The organism is Xanthomonas boreopolis, from assembly GCF_046529185.1.
GTDB classification, from domain to species: domain Bacteria; phylum Pseudomonadota; class Gammaproteobacteria; order Xanthomonadales; family Xanthomonadaceae; genus Pseudomonas_S; species Pseudomonas_S boreopolis.
Genome location: NZ_CP097162.1, coordinates 506,427 through 527,377 on the forward strand (window position 1 = coordinate 506,427; position 20,951 = coordinate 527,377).

17 protein-coding genes and 4 pseudogenes are annotated in these 20,951 nt (G+C 68.4%); 6 read left to right on the top strand and 15 right to left on the bottom strand.

Annotated features, from left to right (window positions below; translation table 11 throughout):
- Positions 1-35: 35 nt before the first annotated feature.
- The 4 genes and pseudogenes from purH to M3M27_RS02285 all read right to left on the bottom strand — a co-directional run.
- Positions 36-1,622: a bifunctional phosphoribosylaminoimidazolecarboxamide formyltransferase/IMP cyclohydrolase gene (gene purH / locus M3M27_RS02270; RefSeq protein WP_434027010.1), complete on the bottom strand. Its 1,587-nt coding sequence runs from the start codon at positions 1,620-1,622 to the stop codon at positions 36-38.
- 213 nt (positions 1,623-1,835) lie between these two features.
- Positions 1,836-2,108: a DNA-binding transcriptional regulator Fis gene (fis, locus tag M3M27_RS02275; RefSeq protein WP_140725574.1), complete on the bottom strand. Its 273-nt coding sequence runs from the start codon at positions 2,106-2,108 to the stop codon at positions 1,836-1,838.
- Positions 2,109-2,220: 112 nt separating this feature from the next.
- Complete coding sequence (locus M3M27_RS02280; RefSeq protein ID WP_434027011.1) at positions 2,221-2,955, bottom strand: DUF3426 domain-containing protein; 735 nt, start codon at positions 2,953-2,955, stop codon at positions 2,221-2,223.
- A gap of 44 nt (positions 2,956-2,999) precedes the next feature.
- Positions 3,000-3,149: pseudogene (locus M3M27_RS02285) on the bottom strand (50S ribosomal protein L11 methyltransferase); the annotation flags it as partial.
- Positions 3,150-3,377: 228 nt separating this feature from the next.
- On the opposite strand from M3M27_RS02285, the gene M3M27_RS02290 reads away from it, so the two are divergent.
- Positions 3,378-6,470 (top strand): TonB-dependent receptor, encoded by a 3,093-nt coding sequence (locus M3M27_RS02290; protein ID WP_434027012.1) that lies wholly within the window; start codon positions 3,378-3,380, stop codon positions 6,468-6,470.
- Between the two features lie 338 nt (positions 6,471-6,808).
- Here M3M27_RS02290 and M3M27_RS02295 read toward each other — a convergent pair.
- Both M3M27_RS02295 and prmA read right to left on the bottom strand, forming a co-directional pair.
- Positions 6,809-7,182 (bottom strand): annotated as a pseudogene (locus M3M27_RS02295) (helix-turn-helix transcriptional regulator).
- A gap of 152 nt (positions 7,183-7,334) precedes the next feature.
- A complete protein-coding gene (gene prmA, locus M3M27_RS02300; RefSeq protein WP_140725580.1) occupies positions 7,335-8,255 on the bottom strand; it encodes a 50S ribosomal protein L11 methyltransferase in 921 nt (306 codons plus the stop codon).
- Positions 8,256-8,513: 258 nt separating this feature from the next.
- On the opposite strand from prmA, the gene M3M27_RS02305 reads away from it, so the two are divergent.
- On the top strand, positions 8,514-9,461 hold the full coding sequence (locus M3M27_RS02305; RefSeq protein WP_434027013.1) for a hypothetical protein: 948 nt from the start codon (positions 8,514-8,516) through the stop codon (positions 9,459-9,461).
- Positions 9,458-9,826: a hypothetical protein gene (locus M3M27_RS02310; RefSeq protein WP_140725586.1), complete on the top strand. Its 369-nt coding sequence runs from the start codon at positions 9,458-9,460 to the stop codon at positions 9,824-9,826. Before M3M27_RS02305 ends, M3M27_RS02310 begins: the two co-directional genes overlap by 4 nt.
- A 71-nt stretch (positions 9,827-9,897) precedes the next feature.
- On the opposite strand, the gene accC is transcribed toward M3M27_RS02310, so the two are convergent.
- The 5 genes from accC to M3M27_RS02335 form a co-directional block, all read right to left on the bottom strand.
- The gene (accC, locus tag M3M27_RS02315; RefSeq protein ID WP_140725590.1) at positions 9,898-11,265 is read right to left on the bottom strand and encodes an acetyl-CoA carboxylase biotin carboxylase subunit; all 1,368 of its coding nucleotides are present in this window, start codon (positions 11,263-11,265) and stop codon (positions 9,898-9,900) included.
- Complete coding sequence (locus tag M3M27_RS02320; RefSeq protein WP_434027014.1) at positions 11,255-11,617, bottom strand: four helix bundle protein; 363 nt, start codon at positions 11,615-11,617, stop codon at positions 11,255-11,257. The genes accC and M3M27_RS02320 overlap by 11 nt, the downstream gene beginning before the upstream one ends.
- A 77-nt stretch (positions 11,618-11,694) precedes the next feature.
- Positions 11,695-12,180, bottom strand: coding sequence for an acetyl-CoA carboxylase biotin carboxyl carrier protein (gene accB, locus M3M27_RS02325; protein WP_140725593.1), 486 nt, complete (start codon positions 12,178-12,180; stop codon positions 11,695-11,697).
- Positions 12,181-12,273: 93 nt separating this feature from the next.
- On the bottom strand, positions 12,274-12,720 hold the full coding sequence (gene aroQ, locus M3M27_RS02330) for a type II 3-dehydroquinate dehydratase (protein ID WP_140725596.1): 447 nt from the start codon (positions 12,718-12,720) through the stop codon (positions 12,274-12,276).
- 136 nt (positions 12,721-12,856) lie between these two features.
- Entirely contained in the window at positions 12,857-13,273 is a 417-nt protein-coding gene (locus M3M27_RS02335) for a MerR family transcriptional regulator (protein WP_434027015.1), read from the bottom strand.
- Positions 13,274-13,352: 79 nt separating this feature from the next.
- Between M3M27_RS02335 and M3M27_RS02340 the strand changes: the two genes are divergently transcribed.
- Positions 13,353-14,183: an aminotransferase class IV family protein gene (locus tag M3M27_RS02340; RefSeq protein WP_434027016.1), complete on the top strand. Its 831-nt coding sequence runs from the start codon at positions 13,353-13,355 to the stop codon at positions 14,181-14,183.
- Between the two features lie 48 nt (positions 14,184-14,231).
- On the opposite strand, the pseudogene M3M27_RS02345 reads toward M3M27_RS02340, so the two are convergent.
- The 4 genes and pseudogenes from M3M27_RS02345 to M3M27_RS02360 form a co-directional block, all read right to left on the bottom strand.
- Positions 14,232-15,497 (bottom strand): annotated as a pseudogene (locus M3M27_RS02345) (malic enzyme-like NAD(P)-binding protein); the annotation flags it as partial.
- Positions 15,498-15,550: 53 nt separating this feature from the next.
- A complete protein-coding gene (locus M3M27_RS02350) occupies positions 15,551-17,818 on the bottom strand; it encodes a protein-disulfide reductase DsbD family protein (protein WP_434027017.1) in 2,268 nt (755 codons plus the stop codon).
- Positions 17,819-17,826: 8 nt separating this feature from the next.
- A complete protein-coding gene (gene cutA, locus M3M27_RS02355) occupies positions 17,827-18,213 on the bottom strand; it encodes a divalent-cation tolerance protein CutA (RefSeq protein ID WP_434027018.1) in 387 nt (128 codons plus the stop codon).
- A gap of 199 nt (positions 18,214-18,412) precedes the next feature.
- Positions 18,413-18,574: pseudogene (locus M3M27_RS02360) on the bottom strand (endonuclease); the annotation flags it as partial.
- Between the two features lie 223 nt (positions 18,575-18,797).
- On the opposite strand from M3M27_RS02360, the gene M3M27_RS02365 reads away from it, so the two are divergent.
- Both M3M27_RS02365 and groL read left to right on the top strand, forming a co-directional pair.
- Entirely contained in the window at positions 18,798-19,085 is a 288-nt protein-coding gene (locus M3M27_RS02365; RefSeq protein WP_140725624.1) for a co-chaperone GroES, read from the top strand.
- Positions 19,086-19,259: 174 nt separating this feature from the next.
- Complete coding sequence (gene groL / locus M3M27_RS02370; RefSeq protein WP_140725627.1) at positions 19,260-20,900, top strand: chaperonin GroEL; 1,641 nt, start codon at positions 19,260-19,262, stop codon at positions 20,898-20,900.
- Positions 20,901-20,951: the final 51 nt, after the last annotated feature.

Consider the following 20,951-nt stretch of genomic DNA (forward strand, 5'->3'; position numbering starts at 1 on the left):
AGCAAACTTTGGGATTGATGCCGGCGCAGCCGGTATCAATGCCTGAAATGTCGTACGCCGGTGAACACCATCGCGATGCCGTGTTCGTCGGCCGCGGCGATCACTTCGCCATCGCGCATCGAGCCGCCGGGCTGGACCACCGCCTTGATGCCGGCCTCGGCCGCCGCGTCGATGCCGTCGCGGAACGGGAAGAACGCATCGGACGCCATCACCGAGCCTTCCACCACCAGGCCGGCGTCGGCGGCCTTGATGCCGGCGATGCGCGCGGAGTAGACGCGGCTCATCTGGCCGGCGCCCACGCCGATCGTGCGGTGGTCCTTGGCGTAGACGATCGCGTTGGACTTGACGAACTTGGCCACCTTCCAGGCGAACAGCAGGTCGGCGAACTGGGCCTCGGTCGGCGCCAGCCGGGTCACCACCTTCAGCTCGTCGCGCGTGACCACGCGGTCGTCGGCGGTCTGCATCAGCAGGCCGGAGCCGACGCGCTTGGTATCGACGAAGCCCTTCGACGCCGGTGCCAGCGGGATGCGCAGCACGCGCACGTTGGCCTTCTTCCGGGCGTACTCGAGCGCGCCGGGCTCGTAGTCCGGCGCGATCAGCACCTCGACGAACTGGCGGTCCAGGATCGCCTGCGCGGTGGCCGCGTCCAGCGGGCGGTTGAACGCGATGATGCCGCCGAACGCGCTGGTCGGGTCGGTCGCGTAGGCCAGTTCGTAGGCATCGCCGCAGGCCACGCCCACCGCCACGCCGCACGGGTTGGCGTGCTTGACGATCACGCAGGCCGGCGCGTCGAACTGGCGCACGCATTCCCAGGCCGCGTCGCTGTCGGCGATGTTGTTGTAGCTCAGCTCCTTGCCCTGCAACTGCTCGAACGTCGCCAGCGAGCCGGGGGCGGGATGCAGGTCGCGGTAGAACGCGGCCTGCTGGTGCGGGTTCTCGCCGTAGCGCAGGTCCATGACCTTGACGAAGCTGCCGTTGGCCTGCGCGGAAAACGCGCTGCGCACGGGCACGTCTCCCGACGTGTCGGTGATCGCCGACAGGTAGTTGCTGATCGCCGCGTCGTACTGCGCGACGCGGTTGAACGCGGCCACCGACAGCGCGAAGCGCTTGGCGGCCGAGAGCTTGCCGTCGTGGGCGTCCAGTTCGGCAAGCAGGTCGGCGTACTGGTCGGGCGAGGTCGCCACCGCCACGCGCGCGAAGTTCTTGGCCGCCGAGCGCAGCATGGCCGGGCCGCCGATGTCGATGTTCTCCACCGCGTCGGCGAGCGTGCAGTCGGCGCGCGCGGTGACCGATTCGAACGGATACAGGTTCAGCACCAGCAGGTCGATCGGCGCGATGCCGTGTTCGGCCATGACCGCGTCGTCGGTGCCGGCGCGGCCGAGCAGGCCGCCGTGCACGACTGGGTGCAGCGTCTTGACCCGCCCGTCCATCATTTCCGGGAAGCCGGTGACGTCGGAGACGTCCTTGACCGGCAGGCCGGCCTCGCGGATCGCCTTGGCGGTGCCGCCGGTGGAGAGCAATTCGACGCCCCGGGCGGCGAGCGCGCGGGCCAAGTCGACCAGGCCGGTCTTGTCGGAAACGGACAGCAACGCCCGGCGGACGGGCAGGAAATCAGCAGGCATGGGGTCGGGTGGAAGCGGAGCGGGGGCGGTATTGTACCGGCCTTGCCTCCATCCTCTCGGCGCGGCGCCGTTCTTGCCTGCTTTCCGGGAGCGACGGCCAGCCGTCGGCGGGCCACTGGCTCGGCAATGCGTGGCGTCCTGTCCCGTCCTCCCCCCGACCGGCCATGCCGGCGCGCGCCAGCAGCGCCTTCTCGCCCTGGCGGGAAAGGGTTTTCAGATCAGCCCGTATTCCTTGAGCTTCTTGCGCAGCGTGGCACGATGGATGCCCAGCATCGCCGCGGCGCGGCTCTGGTTGCCTTCGCAGTGGTTGAGCACTTCCACGAACAGCGGGATCTCCATCTCGCGCAGCACGATCTCGTAGACATCGTCGGCCTCGCTGCCGTCCAGGTCGCGCAGGTAGCGGCGGACGGACTGCGCGACGTGCTCGCGCAGCGGCGACTTCGGCGCGACGCGGCTGATGTCAGGACGAGTGGTGGCAGCGTTCAAGAGTTTCCCCGTGGAGCGTGGTTCGGGATGCGTCGGCATCGCCAGCAAGGGGGGGCGAGTCTAGCGCGAGCGGCGGGGCCGTGCACGCCCATATTCGGCCGCGCCGTGTCGATCAATGGAACTCGAAGCCGAACGCGGCCGTGCTCGCGGCCGGTTCCCGTACGCGGAAGGCGATCTGCGTGCCCTGTCCCGGTGCGAGCGTGTCGCCCGGCGGCACCGGGTGGCCGAGGTATTCCCGCGGCGAGAACACGCGGCTGCCGATCACACGGCCATCGGCATCGGAGAGCGACAGTTGCAGGTACGGCCACGCCTGGGCCCAGCGCGCATCGTTGCGGAAGCTCGCCTGGACCTGCAGCACGCCGCGCTGGTCCGGGGCCGGGCGCACTTCCCGGTTGAGCATGGTGAAGGCCGCCGGTTCATGCCAGGCCGGCAGCTCGCAGCGCAATGCGGCGCACAGCGCCGCCAGCACGGGTCGCCAGGTGGCGTCCGCCGCGAGGCGCGCGCGGTCGGCGAGCAGCACCTGCATCGCCAGCACCAGGGCCAGCGCGGCCAGCACCGCCCACTGCCACGGAGGCGTGCGCCGCTGCACCGCGTTGGTGCGCGCGGCACGCGTGAAGCGCGGTGCCTGTTCCCATGGGGCGGGCGACGACGCGGGCGGGGTCTGCTCGACGGCCGGGACCGGCGCGTCCGCGGGGGACGGGGGCACCTGGGCGCCTGCCGCGGCGGACGCATGCGGCGGCGGGGTGTCCGCATCGCCTGCTTCGGCCTGCGCCTTGGCTTCGGGCGCAGGCGCGGGGCCGCGCAGGAACGTGGCCAGCGAATGCGGAGTCTTCTTCTCGTCGCTCATGCGGGATGCGAAAGAGGGCCCGGGCTGGCTATTCAAGCACGGCCTCAGCCGCGGCGGCGCCCGTCGATGCGCATCCAGTCGCCGTCCTGGGTCGTGCGCAGGTCGTCGAACCAGGCGGCGTAGCGTTCCAGCAATTCGCCTTCCTGGCCGTGCAGGATGCCGGAGAGCGCGATTCTCCCGCCCGGTGCGACGCGCAAGAAGGATGCGAGGGAGCGGCGGGAAGACGTGGGATCGTTCATCGGGACGGCCAGCCAACGGGGATGGTCATTCAACCACACGCAGGCGGGATCGCCCGACTGCCGATGTGTGCCGTGGGGTTGCAAATTCTTGCCAAGTGTTGTCAGTATTGTTAACAGTTAGTGAATCTAACTAGGCCGGCGGGGATTCGACGGCCTTCCTTCCAACTTGATCCAGGGGATTCCATGAACAACCGCAAAAATTGGCGCCGCACGGCGCTCACGATGGCGTTGGCAGGCTGCCTGGCTTCCGTCGCCCAGGCGCAAAGCACCACCGGCAGCATCTACGGCAACGCTCCGGAGGGGGCAGTGGTGGTCGTGACCAGCAGTACGGGGCTGAGCCGCACGATTCCGGTGGATGCAGCTGGCAAGTACTCGATCAGCCAACTGCCGGTGGGGACCTATACCGTCACGGTGAAGCAGGGGGATCAGATCATCGGAACCCGCGAAGGCATCACGTTGCGCGTGGGTTCGGGCACGGATGTTTCCTTTGGCGGCGCGACCACGCTGGATACGGTGAACGTCATTGCCGCCACTGTGCCGACGATTGATGTGACCGCGGTCGATACGCGTACGGTCATCACGGCTGAGCAATTGGAACGCTTGCCGATGCGCCGCAGCGCCGAAGCCATAGCATTGCTGGCTCCTGGTGCGAACCCGGGTGCCGCAGGTTTCTCCGCTCTCGCCAATACGGTGTCTTTCGGTGGCGCGGGCGCTTCGGAAAACGCCTACTACATAAACGGCTTTCTCAGTTCCGATCCACTGTCGAACCTGGGTGGGTTCTCGCTTCCCTATGCTTCAATCGCACAACAGGAAACCTATACCGGCGGTTACAGCGCCAAGTACGGTCGTTCCTCGGGGGGCGTGATCAACCAGATCGGCAAGTCAGGCAGCAATGAACTCCACTTCGGAGGGCAGGTCAATTTCGTCCCGAGGAAGCTGCGCGCCGGTGGCGCCGATACATACTTCCCCAACATCGATCTTCCGGAGGGCTACGAATATACCGATGACTCCCTGCCGGGGACCTTGCGCAGTCGGGGCGACAAGTACGAAACCTGGAACAACACCTACAGCGCCTATGTCAGCGGCCCGCTGATCAAGGACAGGCTCTTTGCCTTCGTTTCGGCCGAGGCTTACTCGTCCAACACCGTGAATCCACCGAATTCGCCGGAGTCGGGTGCGGTTCAACGCAGCACCCGCAGCAACGTTGACGATCCGAAGCTCTACGCCAAGTTGGATTGGCAGATCAACGACAACAATCTGCTCGAATATACCTACATGGCGGAGAAGTACGATGCCGAAGGCTCCTACTACGCCTATGACTGGGACAACGCGGCTATCGGCGAAAAGCTCGAGGGCGTCGTGCCGACCCCGGAAGAGCGGAACAGCGAATTTTCCATCATCAAGTACACCGGGTACCTGACCGACAACCTGACCTTGGGTGCGCAATACGGCCACGGACGCTTCGCGTATCGCCAGATCAACCCGTCGATCGTTGCCGGTGTGCCTTATGTAGTGGCCGCCAATCGCAATCCGGCCTACGGCAGCGCCACTGCGCAGTCCAGCGGCGGTTACCAGGCCAAGGACGCAACCGACTATACCGATGGCGTGCGCCTGGACCTGGAATGGGTCGTGGGCGATCACACGATCACCTTCGGCGTGGACAACATGAAATTCGAGGCCAAGAACGAAGGCACCTCCCAGGTTGCCGACTACTGGTCCTACGGGCGCACCACCGGCAACATCAGCAGCAGTCTGGGCGTTGGCAGCCCGGTGAACGCCGACAATCCGCAGGGCTACTATGCCCGGCAACTGCGTTACTTCAACAACACCAACATGGAGTTGAAGCAGGACGCCTACTACGTCGAGGACCGCTGGCAGGTGACGGACAACGTCCTGCTGTCGCTGGGCCTGCGCAACGACCAGTTCACCAACAAGAACGAACTGGGCGAAACCTACATGGACGCCAAGGACCAGTGGGCGCCTCGCATCGGCGCGGCCTGGGACGTGTTCGGGGATTCGACCCTGAAGGTGTTCGGTAACGCCGGCCGCTATTACCTGGCCATGCCGAACAACGTGGCCATCCGCGGCGCCTCGGCCTCGACCTACACCAGCGAATACTTCACTTACACCGGCATCGACCAGTACGGGGCCCCGACGGGGCTGACGCCGGTGCCGGGCGTCAACGGTGCGGCGGCGCCGGGCGCGGTGTCGTCGAACCTTGAGACCGGCGCTCCGGTGGACGTGGCCTCGTTCGCCCCGACGGACCTGAAGAACATGTACCAGGACGAGTTCATCCTCGGGTTCGAGAAGACGCTGGGCAAGTGGTCGTACGGCGCCAAGCTCACCTACCGCGAGTTGAAGTCGTCCATCGACGATTTCTGCGGCTATGACGACCTGATGGAAGCGGCCGGCCTGGAATACCAGGGGATCGACTGGAAGGTCGGCAAGGTGATCGGCGCCGATGCCAACGGCAACAGGTACCAAGTCTCGTCCTGCTACATGTTCAATCCCGGCGGCAGCAATACCTACAGCTTCGCCCAGATCGACGCCGCAGGCGTTCCCACGGGCGACCGCCTCACGAAGAGGATCAGTTCTGCCGATCTGGGTTTCACGCAGGGCGTCAAGCGCGAATACAAGGCGATCGACCTGTTCCTGGAGCGTCCGTGGGACGGCAAGTGGGAAGCCCGTATCGACTACACCTACAGCAAACTGCAAGGCAACAACGAAGGCCAGGTGAAGTCCGAATTCGGTCAAACCAACATTTCCAAGACCCAGGACTGGGACGTGGCCGAACTCATGGCGTTCTCGGATGGCTATCTGGCCAATGATCGCCGCCACCAGATCAAGATCCGCGGCAGCTATGCCCTGAACGACGAATGGCTGCTCAGTGGCAATGCGCGGATCCTGTCGGGCATGCCGATCAGCTGCCTGGGCTTCTACAACCCGGATGGGAGCATCGATGAGGCTTCTGAGGCGGGCGATCCGGTCGGCTACGGTGCCAGCTACCACACCTGCTTCGGCAAGGTTGCCAAGCCGGGCAGCAAGCGCACTCCGTGGACTCACAACTACGACCTGGGCGTGACCTATAGCCCCGTTGCCTTCGATCACAAGCTCCGCTTGAGCCTGCAGGTGCTGAACCTGCTCAATGAGCGCAAGCCGCTGCAGGTCGATGTGACTTCCGAGGACGATCCCTACACGGTGAGCAACACCTATCTGATGCCGCTTGCCTTCCAGACTCCGCGCTATGTGATGTTCACTGCTTCGGTGGACTTCTAGGTCCGGGTAGGTCGTCAGATGCGGTCGGCCCGTCGAAAGGAGGACCGATCCGGCAATACCTCTCGCCGCCTCGACGCGGCGAGAGTTAAAACGGCCGGGCCACGTTCCCGGAAGCTCTCTCTCGTACTGGTCTGGCCGGGCGACCGGCCGGGCCGATTTGCGAAGCGGTCCGGCGCGCGCCGATGCTGCGCTGCGTGCTTTGCCCAGGAAGCCAGTTCGGCAAAGTGCACGCGTTGTCTCGACCGCGCCCCAGGCCGCTTCGCACTTATTTCAAGTTCCGACACGTTCTGGTCGCTTGTGATGGCGGTTATCGAGGTTGGGGACAGAGAGCGGACGGTTCAGCGGCGCGAGCGGCGGCCACGAATGTCCAGCAAATCGAACAGGCCGGACTTTTGGCGGGGTGTTAGTGTCTCGAACAGGTCCAGCAATTGTCGCTGCTGGTCGTTCAGCGGTCGGTAGCTGGGTGCTGGTTCGGCGACCATCGCAGCCGCGGGCCAAAGATCCGTTCGCCGCGTCCGGTGGCCAGGTATTCGAAGCAAAGCCCGCTGCGTTGGGCCAACCCGATGAGATTCTCGACGGATGGGGCCGTGCCGTCGACCATCTCCCATTGCGCCACGGCACTGCGCGTCACTCCGAGTTCCGCGGCCAGCGCGTCCTGCGTCAGCTCGGTAAGACGGCGTGCCTCACGAATGCGTTCGTACAGCTTGCTCACAGTCCACCCGGAGGGAAAAATCGGGGGGCGAGATATAGCGTCACGTGCGTGACGACTGGTTCGTATTGCTTTCCACGTGGCAATTGAAAGCAATACTGGCTGGGCTCCGCCGGCCCGTGCCGTTATCCCGGCAGAATTATGTATGGCCGGCCTCAGCCGCGGCGGCGCCCGTCGATGCGCATCCAGTCGCCGTCCTGGGTCGTGCGCAGGTCGTCGAACCAGGCGGCGTAGCGTTCCAGCAATTCGCCTTCCTGGCCGTGCAGGATGCCGGAGAGCGCGATTCTCCCGCCCGGTGCGACGCGCGCGGCGAGCGTCTCGGCCAGGGCGTCCAACGCCGAGGCGAGGATGTTGGCGACCACCACCGGGTACGTGCGCACCGGCTCCTGCTCGGGCAGGTGGACCGCGAGGCGGTCGGCCACGGCATTGCGTTCGGCATTGTCGTGACTGGCCAGCAGCGCCTGCGGGTCGTTGTCGATGCCGACCGCCCGGGCGGCGCCGAGCTTCAGCGCGGCCAGCGCGAGGATGCCCGAGCCGCAGCCGAAATCGAGCACGTCGTGGCCCTGCAGCGCGCCTTCGGCGGCGAGCCCGTCGAGCCAGCGCAGGCACAGCGCGGTGGTCGGGTGGGTGCCCGAGCCGAACGCCAGGCCGGGATCCAGGCGCACCACCGCGGCGTCGCCGGTGCGCGCCTCGTCGGGCAGCTCGTGGTTCCACGGCACGATGAAGGTGCGCTCGCCGAACCGCATCGGCTGGAACTGGTCCAGCCAGGCGCGTTCCCAATCCTCGTCCTCGACCTGGCGGAAGGACGCCTGGCTCCAGTCCAGGCCGGGATCGAACGCCTCCAGCGCGGCCAGCAGCACCAGCGCGTCGGTATCGGCGGGAAACAGCGCGGTGAGCACCAGCGAGTGCCACAGCGGGGTCTCGCCGACGCCCGGTTCCAGGATCGCGCGCTCGTTGCTGGTATCGGCATCGGCATCCAGCAGGGTCACCGCCAGCGCACCGACGTCTTCCAGCGCGTTCTCGAAGCGCGGCTGGGTGGCTTCCGTGCAGTGCAGGGTCAGTTCGAGGAACGGCATGGCGGTTCTGCGCAGCGAGGGGGTGCACATCCTACTAGAGCGCGTCATCGGCTTTTCATGCGCGCGCGGCCGTGGCCATGCCGGGCGGAGCAGGTGCCGCCGCACCGGGGCGGCGGGCGACCGGGGCGTGCTGCGGACGGCCCGCGGCACCGGCGGCCGGGCATGGCCCGTCACGGCCGGCGGCGGGAACCTGCGCTAGACTGCGCCCCATCGCCGCGGCAGAGGATTCGAGGCCGCGGCGCCTTGCGACCCGTTCCGATGCCGATCATCCGTGCCCGCAACCTGTGGCTGTTGCTCGCGCCTGCCGTGCTCGCGGCGGCGTGGTGGCAGCATGGCGCGTCGCGCCCGGGCGACCTGGCCGCCGCCGTCGGCGGCGAGGTGGCGACGAGCGGCCATGCGCGCTTCCCCGCGCCTGCGCGCGAGCCGGTGCGGCCCGAGCCGCGCCGGGAGACCTCCGTCCCCACCGGCCTGCCGCTCGACCAGCGCGCCGGCCTGGAGCAGGACGCGGACCTGTACGGCTATGCCCAGCAGCTCGCCGCCAGGATCGCCGATGGCGATGCCGACGCCGGCTGGATGCTGAGCCGCGTATACGACTACTGTGCCGGCTACGCGCTCGATCCGGCCGGTTATCTTTCGGACAGCGAGTGGATCGCCCACCAGGGCTCGGCCGGGATGAACGCGATGGTGGGCGCCAGGGCGCGCCTGGCCGCGCGCTGCGCCGGTTTCACGCCCCAGGACGGGCTGTCGGCGCAGCAGGTGCTGGCCCAGCGGGTCCAGGCGGCGCGGTCCGGCAGCCTGGCCGCGGAGGCCGCGCTGCTGTCGGCCGGTCAGCCTCTGGACAGCTCGGTTGCCTATAAACGCAATCTGGTCGAGCGCGTACTGGCCTCGCGCGACCCGGAGGCGTACCTGGCGCTGTCGCTGGCCATGGGCGCGCGCGCCAGCGGCGACGATGCCTACGAAGGGTTCGTCGCCGGCGACCAGTACGCGGAGCTGGCCTGGCAGGTCGCCGCCTGCCGGCTCGGCCTGGAATGCGGCGCGGATGGCACGTTGATGACGAGCTATTGCGCGATCGCCGGGATCTGTTCGCAGGACAGCCGGCAGGATTTCGAATCTTTTGTTTACGACGCAGCGGTGCCACGGCAAGGGGCGAGCAGAATGGACGAGATGATCACTTCGCTGGTCAAGGGTGAGGGAGTGAGGTCATGAATTACCGACGTTGGCTGTACGGTGCCAAGTTCTGGCTGATGGTGACGCTGTTCGTGGCGTATTCCGCCGCGGCGGTCGGCATCGTCATGATCGATACCGCCGAGCACCGCTATAACGAACTCGCCCAGGTGCGCTTGACCAAGGTCGACAGCGACGAGCAGGTGCGACGCGGCGGCGCGGCGCAGGCGGCGGCGATCTACCGGGCGCAGAGCGGCATGCCGTTCTCGTCGCTGCCGACCGGATCGACCTTCCAGATCGTCTGGCCGGACGGCTCCACCGAGACGATGATGATCGTGGACCCGCGTTCCAAGAACGGCATCGTGCCGGTGCCGGGCAGCCAGCAGAAGGCGGCCGTGGCGCGCTGACCCGCGTCCCGGCGCGGGCATGAAAAAAGGCGGGGGAATCCCCGCCTTTTTCGTGTCCGCGACCGATGGCCTCAGACCAGCGCGATCGACTGGTTCTTGCGCTCGGCCAGGCGCTTTTCCAGGTAGTGGATGTTCTGGCCGCCGGCCTGGAAACCCTTGTCGCGCATGATGCGCTGCTGCAGCGGGATGTTGGTCTTGATGCCGTCCACGACCATCTCGCTCAGCGCCACGCGCATGCGCGCGATCGCGGTCTCGCGGTCCGGGCCGTGCACGATCAGCTTGCCGATCATCGAGTCGTAGTTCGGCGGGACCTTGTAGCCGCTGTAGATGTGCGTGTCCACGCGCACGCCGGGGCCGCCGGGCGGATGGAACGCGGTGATCAGGCCCGGGTTGGGCATGAACGTCTCCGGGTCCTCGGCGTTGATGCGGCACTCGATGGCGTGGCCGCGCAGCACGATGTCGCTCTGCTTGATGCTGAGCTTGTGGCCGGCGGCGATGCGCAGCTGCTCGCAGACCAGGTCGATGCCGGTGATGCGCTCGGTCACCGGGTGCTCCACCTGGATGCGGGTGTTCATCTCGATGAAGTAGAAGCGGCCGTTCTCGAACAGGAACTCGAACGTGCCGGCGCCGCGGTAGCCGATGCGGATGCACGCCTCCACGCAGACCTTGCCGATCTCGTTGCGCAGCTCCTCGGTGATGCCCGGCGCCGGGGCCTCCTCGACCACCTTCTGGTGGCGGCGCTGCATCGAGCAGTCGCGCTCGCCGAGGTGGATCGCGTTGCCCTGGCCGTCGGCCAGCACCTGGATCTCGATGTGGCGCGGGTTCTCCAGGAACTTCTCCATGTAGACCTGGTCGTTGCCGAACGCCGCCTTGGCCTCGCTCTTGGTGGTCTCGATCGCGGTCTTCAGCGCGCTCTCGGTGTGCACCACGCGCATGCCGCGCCCGCCGCCGCCGCCAGCGGCCTTGATGATCACCGGGTAGCCGATCTCGCGGGCGATCTTGGTGTTGGCGACGATGTCGTCGCCGAGCGGGCCGCCCGATCCGGGGACGCAGGGCACGCCGGCGGCCTTCATCGCGCGGATCGCCTCGACCTTGTCGCCCATCAGGCGGATCGTGTCGGCCTTGGGCCCGATGAAGATGAAGCCGGACTGCTCCACGCGCTCGGCGAAGTCGGCGTTCTCCGACAGGAAGCCGTAGCCGGGATGGATCGCCTGCGCATCGGTGACCTCGGCCGCGGCGATCAGCGCCGGGATGTTGAGGTAGCTCTCCGACGAGGGCGCCGGTCCGATGCAGACCGACTCGTCGGCCATGGCGACATGCTTGAGGTTGCGATCGACGGTGGAGTGCACCGCGACCGTGCGGATGCCCAGCGTGTGGCAGGCGCGCAGGATGCGCAGCGCGATTTCGCCGCGGTTGGCGATGACGACTTTATCGAGCATGGGAAGGCCGTGATTCGTGATTCGTGATTGGTGATTCGTCCAAGCGCTCGGCGATACGGGATATCAGCGCGTTCAACTTGGCGAAGGTACGGTCCAAGATTTCCTGCAATTCCGTTGGCGGTACGCCGAACTCCAACCGTGCCGCGATGTGAATCTGTGTGTCGAGTTCCGAGAGTGATCCGCGTGCGATCGAAAGAAAGCGATGCAATTCACCGCGTGACCTGCGCGCTGCGCCCTCAGCGATGTTCGAGGGAACACTGATCGCGGCACGCCGCATCTGCGAGGTGAGGCCGAAACGCTCCTCGGCGGGAAACCTCGCCGAGAATGCATAAATCGCGGCGACCAGGTCCATTGCGTCGTGCCATACCTCCAGACGCTGGTGCGGCCGCTTTTCCGAATCACCAATCACGAATCACGAATCCCGGCTCTTCAGCCGATCACAAACAACGGCTGGTCGAACTCGACCGGCTGGCCGCTCTCGCCGAGGATCGCCACGACGGTGCCGGAGACGTCCGCCTCGATCGGGTTGAACATCTTCATCGCCTCGATGATCGCGAGCGTGTCGCCGGCCTTGACGGTCTGGCCGACGGTGACGAACGGCGGCTTGTCCGGCGCCGGCGAGGCGTAGAACGTGCCGACCATCGGCGCGCGCAGCACGTGCCCGTCGGGCAGGGCGTTGCCGGGCTTGGCGGTGCCGCCGGTGGAGGCCTCGGTCGGCGAGCTCATCGGCATGCTGGCCGGGGCCGGCGCGGCGGCCGGGGCGGCCACGTACTGCGGGGCGGGAGCGGCGGCGACCATGCCGCCCTTCGGCGCGCGCGCCAGGCGGACGCTTTCTTCGCCTTCCTTGATCTCGATCTCGGCGAGATTGGATTCTTCGAGCAGGTCGATCAGTTTCTTGATTTTGCGGAGATCCATGACGGCCTCGTGGTAGGTGCAACGGGAAGCGGCAGCCGGGTGCGCGCGAGCGGCGCGGCGGCTATGCCGGGACGGGAAAACGGGACGGGCGGTTCACGCCTCGCGCCCCAGGCGTGCGATCACGCCGTCCAGCGCCAGCCGGTAGCTGTCGGCGCCGAAGCCGCAGATCACGCCCACCGCCTTGTCGCTGAGGTAGCTGTGGTGGCGGAACGGCTCGCGTGCGTGCGGGTTGGACAGGTGCACCTCGACGAACGGCAGGCCGACGCCGAGCAGGGCGTCGCGCAATGCCACCGAGGTGTGGGTGAATGCGCCGGGATTGATCAGGACGAACGCGGTGCCATCGCCGCGGGCGGCATGGATGCGCTCGACCAGGACGTGCTCGGCATTGGACTGCAGCGCCACCAGCTCGTGGCCGGCCGCGGCGGCCTGGGCGATCATCGCCTGGTCGATCTGCGCCAGCGTGGCATGCCCATAGACCTCCGGCTCGCGGGTGCCGAGCAGGTTGAGGTTGGGGCCGTGGAGCAGCAGCAGGCGAGCCATGCGAAGGGTCGGTTGGAAAGGGCGGGAGTCTGCGCCAAGCCGAGGATGCTGTCCAGATCGGCGAAGTTCATCGCGTTTGAAATGGCTGTTTGAAAAATGCCGGGGCCGGCGCGTTCCGCGACGGCGGGTACGCCGCCTAGCCGGCCCGGGTCCCGGGCGACCCTGCGCCGGGGGTGGGGAGAGCGCCGGGCGGTTCGTGCAGCGCGTCCAGGTCGCGCAGGAAGCCGGCGATGAGGGTACGGCTGGCGCCGAGCGCGTGCAGCTTCGCGTCCAGGTCGGCGAGGGCGCGGGTGAGCGCTTCGTGGATCTCGTCGCAGGCCTCGAACAGCGCGCCGGCGTCCGCGCGCATGCAGGGCAGCAGCACGCGGATCGTCTCGATCTTCAGTCCCGAGGCGCTGAGCTGGCGGATGCGCCGCGCCGCCAGCAGTTCCTGCTCGCCGTAGTCGCGGTAGCCGGTTGAGGTGCGCGCCGGCTGCAGCAGTCCGGCCTGCTCGTAGTAGCGCAGCATGCGTTCGCTCAGGCCGCTGCGGCGGGCGAGTTCGCCGATCTTCATGGGGGAACCTCGGGCTTGACCTTGACAGTGCTGTCAGAGTCTAGCCTCCGCGTCCCGATCCTGGCTGGAGTTCTTCCCCATGCAACCGACGCGCGACATCTTCCCGGACGACCCCGCCGCCGGCGCGGTCCTGCACGACGACCGCCCCGCGACCGCGGCGGACCTGGCGCCGCTGGCGTTCGCCGGCTATGCGCACTTCACCGCGATGCAGGTCCGGGACGGCCGCGTGCGCGGCCTGGACCTGCACCTGCAGCGCCTGCGCGAGGCCTCGCAGGCGATGTTCGGCCGCGCCATTCCCGACGAACGGGTGCGCTCGCGGATGCGCGAGGCGTTGGCGCGCTCGGCGCCGGACGCGTCGCTGACCGCGACGGTGTACTCGCGGACCGGCGAGTTCAGCGCGGCCGACGGCGGCGAACTCGGGATGCTGGTGCGCACCGGCGCGGCGGCTCGACCGCCGGCCGGGCCGCTGGCGCTGATGGCGGTGACGCACCAGCGCGCGCTGGCGCGCTACAAGCACGTCGGCGAGGTCGCCAAGACCTGGTACCTGCGCGAGGCGGTCGCCCGGGGATTCGACGATGCCGCCTTCGTCGACCCGGCCGGGCACGTGGCCGAGGCCACGATCTGGAACCTGGCGTTCTGGGACGGCAAGGAAGTGGTCTGGCCGATCGCCGACGTGTTGCCGGGCATCGCCATGGGCATCGCCCGGCGGCAACTGCGGCGCCTGGGCGTGCCGCAGCGCGAGCAGGCGCTTGCATTGGACGATCTGGCCGGGTTGTCGGCGGTGGTGATGAACTCCTGGTCGCCGGGCGTGGCGGTGTCGCGCATCGGCGAAGTGGTATTGCCGCCGGCGCCGGAGTTCGTGCGGCTGCTGCACGAGGCCCATGCCAACGAGCCGTTGCGCTCGCCCTGAGCCCCCACCCGGGACTACCTATGCCGCCAGCGATTCGGCGAGGGCGCGCAGCCGCTCGCGGTACTGGTCCAGGTCGTGCAGGGGGCGAGTGGCGACGCCGCTGTCGATCGCGGCCTGCGCCACCGCCGCCGGCAGCTCGACCAGCAGCTCGGTGTCGAGCGGGTGCGGGATCAGGCGGTCCGGGCCGAACAGGCTGCGGCCTTCGGCGTCGACGTGCTCGCGCGCCAGTCGCGCCAGCGCGTTCACGCAGGCCACCTTCATCGCCGTGTTGATCTGGCTGGCGCCGACGTCCAATGCGCCCCGGAACAGGTAGGGGAAGCACAGCACGTTGTTGATCTGGTTGGGGAAATCCGAGCGGCCGGTGCCGACCAGGGCGTCCGGCCGCACCGCGCGCGCGTCGTCGGGCAGGATTTCCGGATACGGGTTGGCCAGCGCCAGCACGATCGGCGAGGCCGCCATGGTCTTGAGCATGTCCGGCGTCAGCGTGCCCGGGCCGGACAGGCCCAGGAAGATGTCGGCGCCTTCCAGCGCCTCGGCCAGGGTGCGCTTGTCGGTGTCGCGCGCGTAGGCCGCCTTGCTCGGGTCCAGGTTCTGGCGGCCGCTGTGGATCACGCCGGAACGGTCCACCGCCAGCACGTTGCCGCGCTTCAGGCCCAGCGAGACCAGCATGTCCACGCAGGCGACGCCGGCCGCGCCCATGCCGCACACCACCAGCGTCGCGTCCTCGATCGCCTTGCCGACGATGTGCAGCGCGTTGCTGACCGCCGCGCCGACCACGATCGCGGTGCCGTGCTGGTCGTCGTGGAACACCGGGATCTTCATGCGCTCGCGCAGCGCGCGCTCGATCGCGAAGCATTCCGGCGCCTTGATGTCCTCCAGGTTGATGCCGCCGAAGGTCGGCTCCATCGCCGCGACGATCTCGACCAGCTTGTCCGGATCGTTGGCGTCCAGTTCGATGTCGAACGCGTCCACGCCGGCGAAGCGCTTGAACAGCACGCTCTTGCCTTCCATCACCGGCTTGCCGGCCAGCGGGCCGATGTTGCCCAGGCCGAGCACGGCGGTGCCGTTGGTGACGACGGCGACGAGGTTGCCGCGCGCGGTCAGCGCGTGCGCGCGGCCGGGATCGTCGACGATGGCCTCGCAGGCGTAGCCGACGCCGGGCGAATAGGCCAGGGCGAGGTCGTCCTGGGTCGCCACGCGCTTGGTCACGCGGACCTCGATCTTCCCGGGGCGGGAGAACTCGTGGTAGTCGAGCGCGGCCTGGCGCTGGTCGGGCGTGGTGCGGGAAGCGGTCGATGGACTGTCGGAGGACATGGAGGGTTCGCGTGGGAGGGGAAGTCGTCGTGCGGTAGGGCGAAGGCCCGCGCTCAGCGCGCGGCGCGCAGCAGCGCGTCCTCGACCACCGCTTCGGTCAGCACGGTCGGCAGCACGGTCGGCGGCGTGCCGGGGCCGTAGACCACGTACAGCGGCACGCCGACCGCCTGGTGCTGTTCGAGGAAGGCGCTGATCTGCGGGTCGACGTTGGTCCAGTCGCCCTTCATGTAGACCGCGTCGACCCGGCGCAGGGTGTCGCGGAACGCGGCGCTGCTCAGCACGTTCTTCTCGTTGGCCTTGCAGGTCACGCACCAGTCGGCGGTCATGTTGACGAACACCACGCGGTTGTCCGCGCGCAGGCGGTCCAGCAGCTGCGGCGAGTAGGCGACCTCGCCGGCCTCGGCGGCGGCGACCGGCGCGTGCAGGCGGGTCACCCCCCACACCGGCACCAGCGCCAGCAGCAGCATCAGCGTGGACAGCGCCATGCCGAGCCGGCGGCTCTGCCAGCGGCTGCGCTCGAACCACCACAGTCCCAGCGCCAGCAGCGTGGCGCCGACCAGCACCAGCGCGATCGCATCCACGCCGCGCTGCTTGCCGAGCACCCACAGCAGCCAGATCGCGGTGAGGTACATCGGGAACGCGAGCACCTGCTTGAGCGTTTCCATCCACGCGCCGGGCGTGGGCAGGCGCCGCGCCAGCGACGGCACGAAGCCGATCAGCAGGAACGGCAGCGCCAGGCCGAGGCCGAGCGCCAGGAACACCAGCATCGCCAGCAGCGGCGGGGCGGTGAACGCATAGGCCAGCGCCGAGCCCATGAACGGCGCGATGCACGGGCTGGCGACCACGCAGGCCAGCACGCCGGTGAAGAAATCGCCGACCGGGCCGCGCCGCGACGCCAGCGACTGGCCGATGCCGCCGAGGTTGCCGCCGAGCGTGAACACGCCGGTCAGGCTCAGGCCGACCGCGAACATCAGGTAGGCCAGCGCGGCGACGAACCACGGCTGCTGCAGCTGGAAACCCCAGCCGGCCGCCTGCCCGGCCGCGCGCAGGCCGATCACCAGCGCGCCGATCACCGCGAACGACAGCAGCACGCCCAGCGAGTACCAGAGCGCGTGGCTGCGCGCGCGCGCGCGGCTCTCGCCGCTGTGCGCCAGTCCGAGCACCTTCAGCGACAGGATCGGCAGCACGCACGGCATCAGGTTGAGCACCAGCCCGCCCAGCAGCGCCAGCACCAGCACCGCGACCAGGTTGCGCTCGGCATGCGGGGGCAGGCTGCGCCCGGCATTGCCGGCGGAGGCATCCGGCGGCGGCGGGGCCGGCGCCTTGTCCGTGGCGGCGCCGGCGCCGGACAGCGGCGGGATCGGCAGCGGCGCGGCGGTGGCCTGGTCCGGCGGCGAGAGCTTGCCGGCCGGCAGCGCCAGCTTCACCCGGCGCGTCATCGGCGGATAGCAGATGCCGTCGGTCTGGCAGCCCTGGAAGGTCGCCACCAGGGTGATGTCGGCCGCGTCGGTGCGGTCGCGCAGCAGCGGCAGCGCGACCTCGGCCTGGTCGAAGTACACCACCACGTCGCCGAAGTGCTCGTCGCGGTGCGGCTTGCCCGGCGGCCACTGCGGCGCGCCGGTGCGGATGCCGGCCACGCCTTCCAGCGCCAGCGAGGTGCGGTCGCGGTAGAGGTAGTAGCCCGGCGCCGGGGTGAAGCGCAGCAGCAGCGTGTTGCCGTCGCCGGCGATCGCCTCGAACTCGAACGCCTGCTCGGCCGGCAGCGGCAGCGCCTCCACGCCGGCGAGGTTGGCGACGCCGGCACCGGGCAGGCGCGAGGCCAGCGGCGACGGCGCGGTGTTGCCCGCGCTGGGCAGGGTGCCGGAGGGCAGCGCGGCGGCCGCGCCCGGCCCCGGCAGCCTGACCTCCAGGCGGCGCTTCTGCGGCGGATAGCACACGCCGGCATCGGCGCAGCCCTGGTAGCGCACCTCCAGCTGCAGCGCGTCGACGCCGTCGGCGGCCGCGCCGGTGAGCACCGCGGTCACCTCGTCGCGATAGGTCTCCACCTCGCCGAAGAACTCGTCGTGCTTCTTGTGCCCGTCCGGCAACTGCAACGGGTTCTGCTTGAACCCGGGGATCTCGCCCACGCCCATGCGATGGCGGTACAGGTAATAGCCCGGCGCGATCTTCCAGTGCAGCTCGACCCGGCCCGGCGCGGTGGCCCGGGCGCTGAGTTCGAAGGCCTGGTCCACCGGCAGCAGGTCCTTCTCGGAGAAGGCCAGCGCGGACAGCGGCAGCAGCATGAACGCGCACAGCGTGGCGAAGCGGCGCAACAGGGTCATCGGGACATTCATTTCCTGCGGGTCTCGTCGTCGATCCACGCCAGGTACGCCGGCAGCCCGTCCTCGGCGCGCAGGGCGATCGCTTCGGGCAGCTCGTACGGATGCAGCGCCTGCAGGCGCTCGATGGCCGCCTGCAGGCGGGTGGCGGTGGTCTTGATCAGCAATTGGACTTCCTCGCCCCGTTCGATCCGGTCCTGCCAGCGGTAGGTCGAGCGCGCGCCGGGCAGCTGCGTCACGCACGCGGCCAGCCGCTCGGATACCAGCGCATGCGCGATGCGCTCGGCGCTGGCGGCGTCCGGGCAGGTGCTGAGCAGGACGAGAACTTCGCACGGGGAAGGCGTGCGGCGCTCTTGCGAGGGGCTCGCAGCCGGGGAGGTGGAGGGCGGGGAAGGCATGGGTCCGCGAGTGTACCGGCTCGCTGCGCGCGGGGCAGCCGAGCGCGGGCCCGTTGCAGTTGGAACATTCCTTTCGCGTCCCGGGCCGAGGCGTGCGCCCGCAGCGCGGATTCGCGCGGGACGCGGGCCCGTGAGGCGAACGGCGCACGCTCGCCCGGCCCCCCACGCTGGGGAGGGGCCTTCGTTTTCGACGCCGCGGTCAGTTCGGCAACTGGCAACTGGCCGGCCTGGCCGAGGTGAACAGCGCCGCGGTGCCCCACTCGGGATGGTCGATGAAGGGATTGCGGTTGCCCTGGGCGCCGTGGATCACCTCGTTGCGGGCGCGCTCGGCGGTGTCCGGCGGGTCGGCCTGGTGCCAGGCCGGTCGGGCCCGCCGGGCCGAGGCCGCCGCGACGGATCGGGCGCTCCGCTGCGATCCGGCGTTTTTTTGTCCGCCGCCCCCCTTGAAAGGCATTCGGCCGGCTCCATGTCAGGCCAGTCCCGATCCGTCGGGTTTTGTCGTGCGTGATGCTGGCACTCGACATGCGCGAGTGCTAACATCACCAGCCTTTTCCAGACCAATCAATCACTTAAGAGGTCTTTCAATGAGCATCAAGCCGCTTCACGACCGCGTGGTAGTCAAGCCGATCGAAGCCGACGAGATTTCCGCCGGCGGCATCGTGATCCCGGATTCGGCCAAGGAAAAGTCCACCAAGGGTGAAGTCGTCGCCGTCGGCGCCGGCAAGCCGCTCGACAACGGCAACGTCCGTGCCCCGGCCGTCAAGGTCGGCGACAAGGTGATCTACGGCCAGTACGCCGGCAGCACCTACAAGGCCGAAGGCGTCGAGTACAAGGTCCTGCGCGAAGACGACATCCTCGCCGTCGTCGGCTGAGTCTGTATTGCGAGTCCCTCGCAGAGGCGCGGCACATCCGTGTGCCGGGATTCAAAAAGGCGAGTCCCTCGCAAGAGCACGGCACATCCTTGTGCCGGGTTTGAAAGGCGAGTCCCTCGCAAGAACGCTGCCTTCTCTTTCCAAAAACACGAACACTTACTGAGGTAACAGCACATGGCTGCCAAGGATATTCGTTTCGGTGAAGACGCTCGTACGCGCATGGTGCGCGGCGTCAACGTGCTCGCCAACGCCGTCAAGGCGACCCTCGGCCCGAAGGGCCGCAACGTCGTGCTCGAGAAGAGCTTCGGCGCCCCGACCATCACCAAGGACGGCGTCTCCGTCGCCAAGGAAATCGAACTGGCCGACAAGTTCGAGAACATGGGCGCGCAGATGGTCAAGGAAGTCGCTTCCAAGACCAACGACAACGCCGGCGACGGCACCACCACCGCCACCGTGCTGGCCCAGGCGCTGATCCGCGAGGGCGCCAAGGCCGTGGCCGCCGGCATGAACCCGATGGACCTCAAGCGCGGCATCGACAAGGCGGTCACCGCCGCCGTCGCCGAGCTGAAGAACATCTCCAAGCCGACCGCCGACGACAAGGCCATCGCCCAGGTCGGCACCATCTCGGCCAACTCGGACGAGTCGATCGGCAACATCATCGCCGAAGCGATGAAGAAGGTCGGCAAGGAAGGCGTGATCACCGTCGAGGAAGGCTCGGGCCTGGAGAACGAGCTGGACGTGGTCGAGGGCATGCAGTTCGACCGCGGCTACCTGTCGCCGTACTTCATCAACAACCAGCAGAGCCAGTCGGCCGACCTGGACGACCCGTTCATCCTGCTGCACGACAAGAAGATCTCCAACGTGCGTGACCTGCTGCCCGTCCTCGAGGGCGTGGCCAAGGCCGGCAAGCCGCTGCTGATCGTCGCCGAGGAAGTCGAGGGCGAGGCCCTGGCGACCCTGGTGGTCAACACCATCCGCGGCATCGTCAAGGTCGTGGCCGTCAAGGCCCCGGGCTTCGGCGACCGTCGCAAGGCGATGCTGGAAGACATGGCCGTGCTGACCGGCGGCACCGTGATCTCCGAGGAAGTCGGCCTGTCGCTGGAGAAGGCCACGATCAAGGACCTGGGCCGCGCCAAGAAGGTGCAGGTCTCCAAGGAGAACACCACGATCATCGACGGCGCCGGCGACACCGCCGCCATCGAGGCCCGCGTCAAGCAGATCAAGACCCAGATCGAGGACACCTCCTCCGACTACGACCGCGAGAAGCTGCAGGAGCGCGTGGCCAAGCTGGCCGGCGGCGTGGCGGTGATCAAGGTCGGTGCCGCGACCGAGGTCGAGATGAAGGAGAAGAAGGCGCGCGTCGAAGACGCCCTGCACGCCACCCGTGCGGCCGTCGAGGAAGGCGTGGTCCCGGGCGGCGGCGTCGCCCTGGTGCGCGCGCTGGCCGCGATCAGCGAGCTGAAGGGCGCCAACGAAGACCAGACCCACGGCATCCAGATCGCCCTGCGCGCGATGGAAGCCCCGCTGCGCGAGATCGTCGCCAACGCCGGCGAGGAGCCCTCGGTCATCCTGAACAAGGTGAAGGAAGGCAAGGGCAACTTCGGCTACAACGCCGCCACCGGCGAGTTCGGCGACATGGTCGAGTTCGGCATCCTGGACCCGACCAAGGTGACCCGTTCGGCCCTGCAGAACGCCGCTTCGATCGCCGGCCTGATGATCACCACCGAAGCGATGGTGGCCGAGGCTCCGAAGAAGGACGAGCCGGCGCTGCCGGCCGGCGGTGGCATGGGCGGCATGGGCGGCATGGACTTCTGATCCGCCGCGGCCCACAGGCTGCATGCTGTACGGAAAACCCCGCCGCGAGGC